Consider the following 13,362-nt stretch of genomic DNA (forward strand, 5'->3'; position numbering starts at 1 on the left):
TGGCTGAAAGCCAGCACTCTAGAGACCCTTGCAGCCCGCTAAATCAGCCAAAGGAATGATTTGCCACAGCGTCAAATACTAGCTTTAAGCCACCACCCACAGAAAACGCCGCGCCCGTCGTCAGGCCATTTGCCCCACAGCCGCTTCAGACGGCGTACGTGGGAATGCCAGCGCGGCCAGGAAGGTCAACGCCGCAAAAGCCGCAAGAATCAGGTAAAGCCCTACAAAGCCATGGCGCGGTTCGACAAAAGAAATCAGCGGAATCGCCGTCGCACTGGCGCCGAACGAAAGGCAGTAACGCAACGCGAACACCCGCGACTGCCACTGCGGTGCCACGAAGTTGGCCACCATCGCGTCATTCACCGTGACCTGGCCGAACACCACGAACATCAGCGCCCCGCCCAGGACGATCACCGCCCAGCCATCGACATAGCCCAAGGCGAACAACAGCGGCGCCTGGAGCAGGGTCAGGAGGACAAAGGGCCACTTCAGGCTCAAACGATGCAGCACCCGGCCGATGCTCAGCTGCGCCACCGCGCCAAAGGCGTAGGCCAGGCTGACAACGACGCCCAAGGTTTGCGGCGAGGCGAAGACATCGTGCAAACGCTCCTGGAACAGCTTGGGGTAGGTCATGGTGGTGGCATTGAACACCACCCCACCCGTGGCGGTGGCCAGGGCCAGCACGGTGAACACCATGACCATGGAAATCCGCTGCCCGGCCGCGCCCTTGAGCGGCGTGTGCGGGCGCACCGGGTTCGGTTCCTCACGCACCTGCCAGGCAAAGCCCAGGCCCAACGCGATAGCGATCACCCCCGGTACGATAAACGCCGAGCGCCAGCCAAAATTCGCCACCAACAGCCCAGTCACCAGCGCCGAAAACGCCACACCCAGGTTGCCCCACATGCCGTTGATGCCGATTTCCCGCCCGCGGTTTTGCGCATAGCCCACCAGCATCGCCGTGCCCACCGGGTGATAAATCGCCGCGAACACGCCCATCAGCGTCAGGCCCGCCACCAGCATGGGCGCCCCGCTGCTGAGCCCGGTGAAGATCGACGACGCACCGATGCCGAAGAAAAACAGCAGCATCATCTGCCGCCGGCTCCAGTGGTCACCCAGCCAACCGGCCGGTAGCGAACAGGCACCAAAGGCAATGAAGCCGCCCAGGGACAGGCCGATCATCGCGCCATAGTCCAGGCCGAACACCTGGGTCATGCCCAATACGGCGGCGGGAAAAATCAACATGAACATGTGATCGATCACATGGGCTGCGTTGAGGTAGCGGATTACGTTTCGAGGTTGGTTCATCGCTGCACGCTTTTTTGTTGGAGTCGAAACGTCATGCTAATTTGGCGGCAAACCGTATTACGGACATAAAAATCATCAAAACAGACATGTTAACCAGCCACTTCCCCCACGGCCCTGTCATCGCCCATCCCCAGGACTACCTCGATGGCGCACACCAGCCGCTGCACCAGCACCGCGAAGCGCAACTTTTGTATGCGGCGCGCGGGATCATGCGGGTGGTCACCCGCCAAGGCGCCTGGGTAATCCCGCCCACCCGTGCGGTATGGATCGCACCGCGGGTCGAGCATGAGATTTTCATGGCCGGGGACGTGTGGGTGCGCTCGCTGTTTATCGACGCCCAACTGTCGCCACCCAACCTGCAGCAGTGCTGCGTGCTGGCGGTGACGCCGCTGCTGCGTGAGTTGATCCTGCGGGCGGCGCAAGGCCCGCAGCACGCTAAGAACCCATTGATCCAGCAACTGATGCTGGAGGAAATCGCCACCCTGCAGCACCTGCCCCTGCACATGCCGATGCCCGAGGACCGGCGCCTGCAAGCCATCTGCCTGGCCTTGCTGCAAACCCCGGATCACCCCAACACCCTGGAAGACTGGGCGCAGCAGGTCGGCGCCAGTTCACGAACCCTGGCGCGCCTGTTCCAGCAGCAAGTGGGGATGAATTTCAATGCCTGGCGCCAGCAATTGCGCCTGATGGAAGCCCTGCCCCGGTTGTTGGCCGGGGATAGCGTGCAGCGCGTGGCACAAGCGCTGGGCTACAGCAGCGGCCGTGCGTTCAGCGCGATGTTCTGCCGCTTGCAGGGGGAAAACCCGCGCCAGTACCTCAGTGCCCTGGAGCGCCTGAGCGCAATCAGTGCATCTCGGTGAAGGCCAGTTTCACGCCGATGGCAATCAGCACCGCGCCCATGGTGCGGTCAAACCAGTGGCCCATGCGGGCAAACCCGGCGCGCACCCGCTGCTGGCTGAACAGCATCGCCACCAGGCAGAACCACAACGCCGTCGCCGCCGCCAGGTAAACCCCGTAGCCGGCCTGCACCGCCAGCGGCGTGTGGGGGTTGATGACCACGGTGAACAACGAGAGGAAAAACAGCGTCGCCTTGGGGTTCAGGCCATTGGTGACGAACCCGGAGGTGAACGCCCCACGCGCGGTGCGCAGGCCCGCTTCCTTGTGCAAGTTCTCCACCCCTGCTGGCGCCGGCTTGGCCCGCAGCGCCTTGAAGCCGATGTACAGCAGGTACGCAGCCGCCAACCATTTCAGGGCGTTGAACAGCACGATCGACTGGGACACGATCAGGCCGATCCCCAGCAGCGAATAGCCCACGTGCAGGAAAATCGCCATGCCCACGCCCAATGCGGTCCAGGTGCCGGCGCGGCGACCGTGGGTCACGCTCTCACGCACCACCACGGCGAAATCCGGGCCGGGGCTGGCCACCGCCAGCAGGTGGATGAGGGCAACGGTCAAGAACTCGGTCCAGTACATGAAGGCTCCTTGGGAACGGGCAGTAACGAATTGTTTCATCTGTTAGGCTCGCCACAGTACGCCTTCAGCCACATGCACAAAAGGTACAGTTGATGACTAACAATCGCCGCGCCGTGTTCCTGGACCACACCTCCCTGGACCGGGGCGACCTCGACCTGAGCCCACTGCGCGCGCACTTCAGCGACCTACAGTTGTGCGCGCAGACGCCGCCCGAGCAGGTCATCGAACGCCTGCAGGGCGCCAGCGTCGCCATCAGCAACAAGATCCTGATCGACGCTGCCACGATGGCCGCGTGCCCCGACTTGAAGCTGATCCTGGTCGCCGCCACCGGCACCAACAACGTGGACCTGCACGCGGCCCGCGCCCACGGCATCACCGTGAGCAACTGCCAGGGCTACGGCACGCCTTCGGTGGCCCAGCACACCTTGATGCTGCTCCTGGCCCTGGCCACACGCCTGAACGATTACCAACGAGCGGTGGGCGCGGGCCTCTGGCAACAGGCCAGCCAGTTCTGCCTGCTGGACTTTCCCATCGTCGAACTGCACGGCAAAACCCTCGGCCTGCTCGGCCACGGCGAACTGGGCGGCGCCGTAGCAAAACTGGCCGAAGCCTTCGGCATGCGCGTGGTGCTCGGCCAACTGCCGGGCCGCCCGGCCCGCGCCGACCGCTTGCCGCTGGATGAGTTGCTGGCGCAAGTCGATGCCCTGACCCTGCACTGCCCTCTCAACGAGCACACCCGCCATTTCATCGGTGCCCGCGAACTGGCCCTGCTCAAGCCCGGCGCCTTTGTCGTCAACACCGCCCGCGGCGGCCTGATCGACGAGCAGGCCCTGGCCGATGCCCTGCGCAGCGGCCACTTGGGCGGCGCGGCCTGCGATGTGCTGAGTGTCGAACCGCCGACCGCCGGCAACCCGCTGCTGGCTGCCGACATCCCGCGCCTGATAATCACCCCGCACAACGCCTGGGGCAGCCGCGAGGCACGGCAACGGATCGTCGGCCAATTGAGCGAAAACGCCCAGGCGTACTTCAGCGGTACAGCGCTGCGGGTCGTCAGTTGATAAACTGCGCGGCTTTTCAAGGAGCAGATTATGGATCCGCGCAGTGAAGTACTGCTTCGTCAGGCCGAACTCTTCCAAGGCTCGCTGTTACTGGCCGGCCTGCCCGCCGATGACCTGCTGGGCAAATTGCCCCAGGCCCACGGCTGGTGCTGGCACGCTGGCGATCAAGCCGCCCTCGAGGCCCGCTTCGCCGGGCGCAGCCATTTCGGCGTCGAGGCGCCGCAGCAAAGCTTCGAAGCCGCGGTGGTGTTTTTGCCCAAGTCCAAGGACCTCGCCGATTACATCCTCAATGCCGTGGCCTCGCGCCTGGCTGGCCGCGAGCTGTTCCTGGTGGGGGAAAAACGCAGCGGCATCGAAGGCGCGGCCAAGCAACTGAACCCCTTGGGCAAGCCGCGCAAGCTCGACAGCGCCCGCCATTGCCAACTCTGGCAGGTCACCGTGGCCAACGCGCCGCAAGCCAAACCCCTGGAAAGCCTGGCCCAGACATACGAACTGCCCCTGGCCGAAGGCCCGCTCAAAGTCATCAGCCTGCCCGGCGTGTTCAGCCATGGCCGGCTCGACCGCGGCAGCGCCCTGCTGCTGGAACACCTGGACAAACTGCCCAGCGGTCACCTGCTGGACTTCGGTTGCGGGGCCGGCGTGCTCGGTGCGGCGGTCAAGCGGCGCTACCCGCACAACACCGTCACCCTGCTGGACGTCGATGCCTTCGCCGCCGCCAGCAGCCGCATGACCCTGGCTGCTAACGGTTTGGAAGCCGAGGTGCTGACGGGCGATGGCATCGACGCCGCGCCCATGGGTTTGAGTGCGATCCTGAGCAACCCGCCCTTCCATGTCGGGGTGCATACCGATTACCAGGCCACGGAGAACCTGCTGCGAAAAGCGGCCAAACATCTGAAAAACGGTGGCGAACTTCGCTTGGTCGCCAACAGTTTCCTGCGCTACCAACCGTTGATCGAAGAGCATTTGGGCACCTGCTCGATCAAGGCCGAAGGCCAGGGTTTTCGCATCTACCGGGCCAAACGCGGCTGATGGCGTTCTGAAAAAGAAGGCTTGCCCAAAGGGTTTTGCCTAGGCAGAATCCGCTCCGTCCTAGGGGAGTAGTCTCCCACGAGCGCCACGCTCGTCCGGCATACGTCAACATACTTGGTCAGCAGACCATGGCGTATGCGACCCAAGCGTCCGCACAGACGGACCGCAGGGTTTGACAAGACCTATGACACGCACACCTTACCCGGGGCGGGAAGGCTGTACGTGTCATAGCCGTGTCGACCCGCCCCTTGGGAAATACCTGATGATGTTGGACTCCTTGCTCGTTCCTACCGCAATCGTTGCCTTGGCCGAAATCGGCGACAAGACGCAACTGCTTGCCCTGATTCTCGCCGCACGCTTTCGCAAACCCTGGCCGATCATCGCCGGCATCATCGCCGCGACCCTGGCCAACCACGCCGCCGCCGGTGCCGTGGGCGCCTGGGTGGGCAGTTTCTTCTCCGACTCGACCCTGCACTGGATCCTCGCCGCCAGCTTCGCCGCCACCGCTGCCTGGACCCTGGTGCCAGACAAAATGGACGACGACGAAGCCAGCACCGCACGCAAATTCGGCCCGTTCCTGACCACGTTGATCGCATTCTTCCTCGCCGAAATCGGCGACAAGACGCAAATCGCCACGGTGATGCTGGCCGCGCAATACCCGGACTTGTGGCTGGTGATTATCGGTACCACGGTGGGCATGTTGATCGCCAACGTGCCGGTGGTATTGGCGGGCAATTTCGCCGCCGAGAAGCTGCCACTGACCCTGATCCGCCGCCTCGCCGCCTCGGCTTTTCTGATCCTGGCGATTGTCGCGGTGTACAAGGCCATGCAAAGCAGCGGCTGGGTGTAGCGAGAACGCTCCCCTGTGGGAGCGAACCTGCTCGCGATGGCGGCGCTTCAGACACAGCAGAGGCTGGCTGAAAAAACCGTCACCGCGGGCAAGGTGCAATCAGGACTTTTTAGCCTGCTGATACAACGGCATCACTTTGGGAATCGCCGCTTGCAGCGAGGCGATCCGGCTGGTGGAGGCCGGGTGGGTGCTCATGAATTCCGGCGGCGAACCTTCGGAAGCCTTGCTCATCTTGTTCCACAGGGTGATCGCCGCGTTCGGGTTATAGCCGGCGCGGGCCGCCAGTTCCAGGCCGATCAGGTCCGCTTCGTTTTCATTGCTGCGGCTGTTGGGCAGCGTCATGCCGTAGTTGGCCACGGTGTCGGCCAGCGCCAGGCTGTCCTGGCCCAGGCCGAACAAGGCGCCGGCGCCCTGCTTGGCCATCTCGATGCCATAAGCCTTGGACATGGCTTCGCGGCCATGTTCGCGCAGGGCGTGGGCGATTTCATGGCCCATCACGGCGGCGATCTCGTCGTCGGTCAGTTTCAGGCTGTCGATCAACCCGGTGTAAAAGATGATCTTGCCGCCAGGGCCGCAGTTGGCGTTGAGTTCGTCGCTCTTAATCAGGTTGACCTCCCACTGCCACTGAGACGAATCCGGGCGGAAAACCGGCGCCTGGGCGATCAAGCGGTCGGCAATCGCACGGATACGCTTGGCATCGGCGCTGGTCTTGTCCAGCACACCTTTGCTGCTCGCCTCGCCCACCGTCTGCTGGTAGGACTGGGCGTACATCTGGTTGACCTCGGCGGTGGACAGCATGCTGAACATATATTGCTTGCGCTCCACCCCCACCGCGCCGCCGCTGGTGGTGTTGACCGACTGGCAACCGCTGAGCAGCAAACTGGCGCTCAGTGCACACAAAACCAATGACTTATTCATCAACCTGCTCCAGGAAAACATGGCGCGTATCCTAGGCGCTGCCGCGTGGCGGCGCCAGATACAGCGGACGTGTAGCGCGCAGGATTGCAAACACCTGCGCATCACCATAAGAAAAGACCGCAAAAAACCGGGTTTTGTCAGCCAGGTGTCAAACATTCCGGCGCATTGAGCTTGGGATCGTTCACCAGGTTGGCCAGTACCCGCTCGCGCAGGGCCATCGGTTCGCTGGCCAGCAGTGCCTGCAACTGGTGCAACGGGGTTTCGGGGTCGAGCCAGGCTTGCTGCCCGGCCTCATCGAGAATCAACGGCCGGCGCTGGCTGGCAGCGGATTGGGTAACCACTGCGGTACTGAGCCACACCTGTTCCTGCACCGGGTACGCCTCCCAGATCGCCGCGAAAAACAGCGCCGAACCTTCCCCCGGCGTCAGCCAGTAAGGGCGTTTGCGCGCTGTGCCGCGCCATTCATAGAAGCCATTGGCCGGCAGCAGGCAGCGGCGCTGGCCAAAGGCCTGGCGAAACATCGGTTGCTCGGCCAGGGTTTCGGCCCGAGCGTGGGCCGGGGTGCGCGACATATCGGTCAACCACGGCGGCGTCAGCCCCCAGCGGGCCCGGGCCAGGTTGCGCTGGCCCTCGGTGCTGCGCAGGATCAGCACCGAATCGTTGGGCGAAATATTCCACTGCGCCTGCTGATCCGCGGGAAATCCTGGCAGGGCCGCGAAGGCGGGGTTCCAGCGAAACAAGGCATAACGTCCACACATGGGGCTACAAGACTCCGGGATAAAACGGGCGCCAACCTAACAAAGCAGGACGGCCGGAAAGCTTTCCGGGCCATCCCCCGCAAGCGGCTGGGCGGCATTGTACGCAGCGATGAGCTCGCGTGCGTACTGCGCCTGATCGTTGTCCACCAGCAAGCCCAACACGCCGAAGATCGGCAACTCCCCCGCAGCGCCCAGCAAATCGCCACCACTGAGGTGGGCCTCGATGCCTTCACTGGCGAGCATGTTTTGCAGCAACTGGCCTTCCAGCAGGTTTTCAGGTTCGTAGACTCGTTGCATCGCAGCCACCCTTCACTCGTTTTCACTGTGAACGTCGAGCATCCATTCCTGACCATCGGTTTGTAGCCTGAACTCAATGGGGCGGCAGCACACTGGGCAATCCTCGATGTACTGTTGGTCGCCCGCAGACAGGTCCAGCACCGCTTCGGCGGTTTCGCCACAGTAAGGGCATTGATATCGGTCAGTTTCCAGCATCGCGGTCTCCAGGGTGACTTGTGCGTATAATCGCCGGTCTATTTGCAGGGCTATTGCGGTGCGAGCCTATTTTCAGACCCTCCCCTGCCGTATTTCGATCCAAACACCTACTTACCCTAGCCGTTTCCAACAAGAGAGCATGATGGGCGAATTCGATGCCATCCGACCTTACGACGACCATGAAGTCCCAGCGGTGCTGGCACGGCTACTCGGCGACCAGGCGTTTCTAGATATCCTCACCCACTTTCGCTTCCCGCGCTTTGCCGGGGCCTTGGGCTGGTTGCTCAAGCCTCTGATCGCCTATCGCCTGCGCCGTGAGTTCGCCGGCATCACGTCGGTGGCGACCCTGCAGGACAAAGTCGAGTTCTACGTCGATCACACCATCGAGCGCGCCACCGACGGCGTGACCTACACCGGCGTCGAGCAGTTCAAGTCCGGCAGCGCCTATCTGTTTTTGGCCAACCACCGCGACATCGTGATGGACCCGGCCTTCGTCAATTACGCGATCTACCACGCCGGCCTGCCGACACCGCGCATCGCCATCGGCGACAACCTGCTGCAAAAGCCCTTCGTCAGCGACCTGATGCGCCTGAACAAGAGCTTTATCGTGCACCGCTCCATCAGTGGGCGCCGCGAGAAAATGGCCGCCTACCAGTTGCTGTCGGCCTATATCAACCACTCGATCCGCAACGACTGCGCCTCGATCTGGATCGCCCAGGCCGAAGGCCGCGCCAAGGACGGCGATGACCGCACCGAGTCGGCGATCCTCAAGATGTTCCACATGAGCCGCAAGGACGAGCCGTTCGGCGAAGTCATCCGCTCGCTGAACCTGACCCCGGTGTCGATCAGCTACGAATACGACCCCTGCGACCAGGCCAAGGCCCGTGAGCTGTACATCCGCGCCACCACCGGCACCTATAGCAAGGTGCCCGGTGAAGACGACGTGAGCATCGCCAAGGGCATTACCGGCTACAAGGGCCGGGTCCACGTGAACTTCGCCGCGCCGATCACGCAGTTGTTCGACGACACCAAGCAACTGGCGCAGGAAATGGACCGGCAGATTCTCGGCGGCTATCGGTTGTTCCCGGTGCATTACCTGGCGTACGCGCAGTGGAGCGACGCCGACCCGCAGTTGCAGGTGCCGCCCGCTAGTGAGCTGTTCCCGGCCGATGAACTGGCCAAGGCCCAGGCGCAATGGCAATCGCGCCTGGACGCCTGCCCGGCCGAGCACCGCCCCTACCTGGTGCTGCAATACGCCACGCCGGTGCGCAACCAGTACCGCGTCAAGGCTGGGCTGGCGCTGTAGCACCTGCCTGGCCCCTCGCTGTGAGAGCGAGCAGGCTCGCTCTCACTGCGGTTGTTCAAACCCAGGTACTGACCCACGACACCAGCAACGCCAACGCCAGGCAGGCGAAGCCGAAACGATAGAAAAACCGGTTCATGCGCAGGGTCGCGACGTCCAGCAGCAACAGCGGCTGATCGACCGAACGGTTGCGGCTTTGCGCCTGCAGGTTGGCCATGGCGCGCTGTTCGCGGCGGCGGGTCGCATGCAGCAGCCAGCAGCCGGGGCAGGCGAACAGCAGGGCGAGGACGTTGATGAGTTTGGCGGGGTGGGCGTTGAACAAAGACCAGATCACTTGCAGCGACATCATGAACCTCAAGGAATACACGCGAGGCGAGCCGTCGAACCGGCATCGCGGCGCGGATTCTACCCAAAGCCCGTCGCCCCAGGTGGGCTTTGCGACAAATAACAAGCGCACCGGCGGCTAAATCGCCGCGTCACCGTTTCGTCATCTAAACAGGCCAGTCTGTCGCCCCTCGATACCGACACGGAGCTTGTCATGCTGCACGCCGAAAACCAGGATCGCCTGTATTTGATCTCCCCCAGCGACGAACAGTCCGCCCTGGTGGGCGCCCTGGCGTTCAATGTGCAGGACCGCCATTGGCTGGTGTATTGCGCCCTGGGCGGCCATCAGCACGCCGACCTACCGGAAACCGACCTGCTCACCGGCGTGAGCATGCTGGACTTCTACAGCGAAGCGGCCTGAACACGCACAAAAAAGCCCCTGCCACACACGGTGCCAGGGGCTTTTGGTTGCCCGCTTACTGGGCCAGGATCTGACCGACCGTCGGGTCCTTGAACAGACGGGTCAACGCGTCGCTGAGCACGTCGCTCACCAGTTTGGTGTTGGTTTCCTGGTTCGGCGCCATGCCGAAGCGCTGGTCCAGGGACGCACCGTAGCGGCCGCTGTAGCGACGGTTGCCGCTGGACACGTCGGACTTGAAGGTTGCGCCGATGGTCGCCTCGGTCACGTACATGCCTTCTTTGGGCGACTGGTACTTGAGCTCGGTGAGGGTCACGGTCAATTGCGGGGCGCTCATCGCGTTGGCGCTGGGGGTGAAGCCCAGCAGGCGCACGGCGGCTTCGGCCTGGGCTTGCAGTTTGGGCACGATGTCGGCGCTGGCCACGGTAATGGCGCTGGTCTCGGGGTACAGGCCACCGCGGGTGCCCAGGGTGGGCGACGGGCGGCCATCCACCACGCGTACCACAACCGGCTGGCCCTGGCCCACGGCAGCGAGCTGGGTCGTCAGCTTCGGTTGCGGGCTCAATTGTTGCGGGCTGTGGGCGCAGCCAACCAAGGTCAAACTGGTCACAGTCATCAAACCGAACAACAGGCGTTGCAACATGCGCTTCTCTCCAGAATCAGGCACTAACAGGCCGGCAGTATAGCGGTGGGCCAGTGTCGGTAACTAGCGTTGCGCACTCCCCACGCCAATCTCAGACAGCCCATCGCTGCCCAGGGTTCCTGTCACGGCGCTGTCACCTGGGCTTCATGATGGCGTCATCGCGGCGCCGGATACTGAGGCCCACACACTCAAACCGGTACATCGCCATGGGTTTTCTATCGTCCTGGTTCAACGCGCGCCGCCCCCAACGTTGCTTCGCCCGCCTTGACCGTCGCGGCCACTGCCAGGCCTTCAAGCAATGCAGCCTGCCGCCCGCTGGCGACAATTGGGTGGAAATCCGCGAAATCCGCCTTAACTGGTTGCAAGGCCCCCTCCCCGCCAGCGCCCGTGTCAGCGCGCGTACTTGTGATTCATGGCGCACTCAGGCGTTGGCCTCCTGACCAAACGGCTAATTAAAGTCATTTAACACAACCATCTCGCCACATTTCTTCGCTACAATCTCCCCCCGATTATAAGGACGTCTCCTGATCGGGCCTCGCAGCATCGTCAATACCCACGTATTGGCACCTCCGCACCGCCCACAGAGAGCCGCCCACACAGATCGAGTGAAGTGGCGAGCTTGCTGTTGAACCTGCAAACCACCACCTCTCGCGAATCTGCCAGAGCTGCCCTTGCGCCCGTTTTCAGGCACAGGCAGCCCTTTTTTGAGGTTCACGTCTTCAAAAGAGCGTGAAAAAAACGGGTTTTCACAACTTCACAAGAGTGTGGCGAGCAAATGAATAGTTTTGCGTCTGAAAATGCACTGTTAGCGTCGACAACAGCCCAACTACATACGACCGAGTGCTCCTCGAGAACGGGAGCCTGACGCCTGTCCGCTACGGATTTGGTTGCACAAACGGACGTCTTGACCATAAGTCGAATTGCCTCCCGCTCGCCGAAATGAGTTCATAGGAACCTTAGGCCCGGTTGGTAGCGTCCGTCGAAGTTGCGAAAAATTGCGAAGATTCGGACATGGCGATCCTGGCCATGGGTGACCTGGGGCATAACTCAACACGCCCCGTAACTCCTGGCAGCTATGCCGTCAATTTGGTGCTGCAGATTTTGGAGACGCGTTAAATGGCGCATAACGAAGCAGTTGATGTGGTATTGGTCGGGGCGGGCATCATGAGCGCCACCCTCGCCGTACTGCTCAAAGAGCTCGACCCCGCGATCAAGCTGGAAGTCGTCGAGCTGATGGATTCCGGTGCCGCGGAGAGTTCCAACCCGTGGAACAACGCCGGCACCGGCCACGCCGGGCTGTGTGAGCTCAACTACACGCCACAGGCCGCCGATGGCAGCATCGACATCAAAAAAGCCGTGCACATCAACACCCAGTTCGAGGTGTCGAAGCAGTTCTGGGCGTACTTGACCAAAAAAGGCACCTTCGGCTCCTCGAAGTCCTTTATCAGCCCGGTGCCGCACTTAAGCTTCGTGCAAGGCGACAAGGGCGTTTCGTTCCTCAAGAAACGCTTCGACGTGTTGAGCCAGCACCACGCTTTCGCCGACATGGAATACACCGAAGACAAGGCCACCATGGCGCAGTGGATGCCGCTGATGATGCCCGGGCGCCCAGCGGACGAAACCATCGCCGCGACCCGCGTGCTCAATGGCACCGACGTCAACTTCGGCGCGCTGACCAACCAATTGCTCAAGCACCTGACCAGCGCACCCGATGCCCAGGTCAAGTACTGCAAGCGTGTCACCGGCCTCAAGCGCAACGGCACGGGCTGGACCGTCAGCATCAAGGACGTGAACAGCGGCAACAGCCGTAACGTCGATGCCAAGTTCGTGTTCCTCGGCGCGGGCGGCGCGGCGCTGCCGCTGCTGCAAGCCTCGGGCATCGAAGAAAGCAAAGGTTTTGGCGGCTTCCCGGTCAGCGGCCAGTGGCTGCGTTGCGACAACCCGGATGTGGTCAAGCAGCACCAGGCCAAGGTCTACAGCCAAGCCGCGGTGGGCTCGCCGCCAATGTCCGTGCCGCACCTGGACACCCGCGTGGTCGATGGCAAGAAATCCCTGTTGTTCGGGCCATACGCCGGGTTCACCACCAAGTTCCTCAAGCACGGCTCGTTCCTCGACCTGCCGCTGTCGGTGCGCGCCGGCAACATCGGCCCGATGCTGGCGGTGGCCCGCGACAACATGGACCTGACCAAGTACCTGGTCAGCGAAGTGATGCAGTCGATGGAGCAACGCCTGGAATCGCTGCGCCGCTTCTACCCTCAGGCCAAGGCCGAAGACTGGCGCCTGGAAGTCGCCGGGCAACGGGTGCAGATCATCAAGAAAGACCCGAAAAAAGGTGGCGTGCTGCAATTTGGCACCGAACTGGTGGCGGCCAAGGACGGCTCCCTCGCCGCCCTGCTCGGTGCCTCGCCAGGCGCGTCGGTGACCGTTTCGATCATGTTGGAACTGATCGAAAAATGCTTCCCGAGCCAAACTCACGGTGAGTGGGCTGCGAAATTGGCAGAAATCTTCCCGGCCCGTGAAAAGGTCCTGGAAACCGACGCCGAGCTGTATCGCACGATCAACACACAAAACAACTTGAGCCTGGAACTGGTCCCAGCCAGCAGCGAAACCCAAAGCTACGCTTAAACTCCGCTGCCACAAAAAAGCCCCTGAATGAGCGTTCAGGGGCTAATGAGATGGTCACCCCCACACCCTGCGAGGGCTACGCTTTCGCAGGGTGTTTTGTTTTCGGAGGCCATCATCATGATCCAGTCAACACTGATCGGTATCGATCTCGGCAAACATAATTTCC

Annotated in this window: 16 protein-coding genes and 1 riboswitch; of the genes, 8 read left to right on the forward strand and 8 right to left on the reverse strand. The window is 62.5% G+C overall.

The features are described 5' to 3' along the window. Positions 1–120 precede the first annotated feature (120 nt). Complete coding sequence (locus tag AC19YR_RS18880; RefSeq protein WP_500599663.1) at positions 121–1,305, reverse strand: MFS transporter; 1,185 nt, start codon at positions 1,303–1,305, stop codon at positions 121–123. 86 nt (positions 1,306–1,391) lie between these two features. Here AC19YR_RS18880 and AC19YR_RS18885 point away from each other — a divergent pair, with 86 nt between their 5' ends. Then, complete coding sequence (locus AC19YR_RS18885) at positions 1,392–2,165, forward strand: AraC family transcriptional regulator (protein ID WP_500599664.1); 774 nt, start codon at positions 1,392–1,394, stop codon at positions 2,163–2,165. On the opposite strand, the gene AC19YR_RS18890 is transcribed toward AC19YR_RS18885, so the two are convergent. Next, entirely contained in the window at positions 2,149–2,778 is a 630-nt protein-coding gene (locus tag AC19YR_RS18890) for a LysE family translocator (RefSeq protein WP_095106019.1), read from the reverse strand. The two genes, AC19YR_RS18885 and AC19YR_RS18890, sit on opposite strands and share 17 nt — an antisense overlap. A 92-nt stretch (positions 2,779–2,870) precedes the next feature. On the opposite strand from AC19YR_RS18890, the gene AC19YR_RS18895 reads away from it, so the two are divergent. The 3 genes from AC19YR_RS18895 (at position 2,871) to AC19YR_RS18905 (ending at position 5,715) form a co-directional block, all read left to right on the forward strand. After that, a complete protein-coding gene (locus AC19YR_RS18895; protein WP_500599667.1) occupies positions 2,871–3,836 on the forward strand; it encodes a 2-hydroxyacid dehydrogenase in 966 nt (321 codons plus the stop codon). A gap of 30 nt (positions 3,837–3,866) precedes the next feature. Further along, positions 3,867–4,865, forward strand: coding sequence for a methyltransferase (locus AC19YR_RS18900; protein ID WP_500599668.1), 999 nt, complete (start codon positions 3,867–3,869; stop codon positions 4,863–4,865). A 50-nt stretch (positions 4,866–4,915) separates the two neighbouring features. Then, a riboswitch (yybP-ykoY riboswitch) is annotated at positions 4,916–5,039 on the forward strand. A gap of 91 nt (positions 5,040–5,130) precedes the next feature. Then, on the forward strand, positions 5,131–5,715 hold the full coding sequence (locus AC19YR_RS18905) for a TMEM165/GDT1 family protein (protein ID WP_095107001.1): 585 nt from the start codon (positions 5,131–5,133) through the stop codon (positions 5,713–5,715). 99 nt (positions 5,716–5,814) lie between these two features. Here the strand turns inward: AC19YR_RS18905 and AC19YR_RS18910 are convergent, their stop codons facing one another. The 4 genes from AC19YR_RS18910 to AC19YR_RS18925 all read right to left on the reverse strand — a co-directional run bounded on the left by AC19YR_RS18910 (position 5,815) and on the right by AC19YR_RS18925 (position 7,883). Then, positions 5,815–6,633 carry a M48 family metallopeptidase gene (locus AC19YR_RS18910; RefSeq protein WP_095106015.1) on the reverse strand — a complete coding sequence of 273 codons (819 nt, stop codon included), beginning with the start codon at positions 6,631–6,633 and terminating at the stop codon, positions 5,815–5,817. 137 nt (positions 6,634–6,770) lie between these two features. Next, positions 6,771–7,391, reverse strand: coding sequence for an SOS response-associated peptidase (locus AC19YR_RS18915; protein WP_095106014.1), 621 nt, complete (start codon positions 7,389–7,391; stop codon positions 6,771–6,773). Positions 7,392–7,427: 36 nt separating this feature from the next. Then, positions 7,428–7,688 (reverse strand): putative signal transducing protein, encoded by a 261-nt coding sequence (locus tag AC19YR_RS18920; protein ID WP_095106013.1) that lies wholly within the window; start codon positions 7,686–7,688, stop codon positions 7,428–7,430. Positions 7,689–7,700: 12 nt separating this feature from the next. After that, positions 7,701–7,883, reverse strand: a complete 183-nt coding sequence (locus AC19YR_RS18925) for a CPXCG motif-containing cysteine-rich protein (protein ID WP_095106012.1) — start codon at positions 7,881–7,883, stop codon at positions 7,701–7,703. Positions 7,884–8,022: 139 nt separating this feature from the next. Here AC19YR_RS18925 and AC19YR_RS18930 point away from each other — a divergent pair, with 139 nt between their 5' ends. Continuing rightward, positions 8,023–9,189, forward strand: coding sequence for a 1-acyl-sn-glycerol-3-phosphate acyltransferase (locus tag AC19YR_RS18930; RefSeq protein ID WP_500599671.1), 1,167 nt, complete (start codon positions 8,023–8,025; stop codon positions 9,187–9,189). A gap of 55 nt (positions 9,190–9,244) precedes the next feature. Here AC19YR_RS18930 and AC19YR_RS18935 read toward each other — a convergent pair whose 3' ends face one another. Further along, positions 9,245–9,532 carry a hypothetical protein gene (locus AC19YR_RS18935; RefSeq protein ID WP_500599679.1) on the reverse strand — a complete coding sequence of 96 codons (288 nt, stop codon included), beginning with the start codon at positions 9,530–9,532 and terminating at the stop codon, positions 9,245–9,247. Between the two features lie 192 nt (positions 9,533–9,724). Here AC19YR_RS18935 and AC19YR_RS18940 point away from each other — a divergent pair, with 192 nt between their 5' ends. Further along, on the forward strand, positions 9,725–9,931 hold the full coding sequence (locus AC19YR_RS18940) for a hypothetical protein (protein WP_095106008.1): 207 nt from the start codon (positions 9,725–9,727) through the stop codon (positions 9,929–9,931). 55 nt (positions 9,932–9,986) lie between these two features. On the opposite strand, the gene AC19YR_RS18945 is transcribed toward AC19YR_RS18940, so the two are convergent. Next, the gene (locus AC19YR_RS18945) at positions 9,987–10,571 is read right to left on the reverse strand and encodes a YajG family lipoprotein (RefSeq protein ID WP_095106003.1); all 585 of its coding nucleotides are present in this window, start codon (positions 10,569–10,571) and stop codon (positions 9,987–9,989) included. Positions 10,572–10,777: 206 nt separating this feature from the next. Here AC19YR_RS18945 and AC19YR_RS18950 point away from each other — a divergent pair, with 206 nt between their 5' ends. Both AC19YR_RS18950 and mqo read left to right on the forward strand, forming a co-directional pair. Further along, positions 10,778–11,011, forward strand: coding sequence for a hypothetical protein (locus AC19YR_RS18950; RefSeq protein WP_095105999.1), 234 nt, complete (start codon positions 10,778–10,780; stop codon positions 11,009–11,011). 676 nt (positions 11,012–11,687) lie between these two features. Further along, entirely contained in the window at positions 11,688–13,196 is a 1,509-nt protein-coding gene (gene mqo / locus AC19YR_RS18955) for a malate dehydrogenase (quinone) (RefSeq protein ID WP_095105996.1), read from the forward strand. Positions 13,197–13,362: the final 166 nt, after the last annotated feature.

The sequence above is a fragment of the Pseudomonas sp. MF08817 genome, assembly GCF_059862705.1.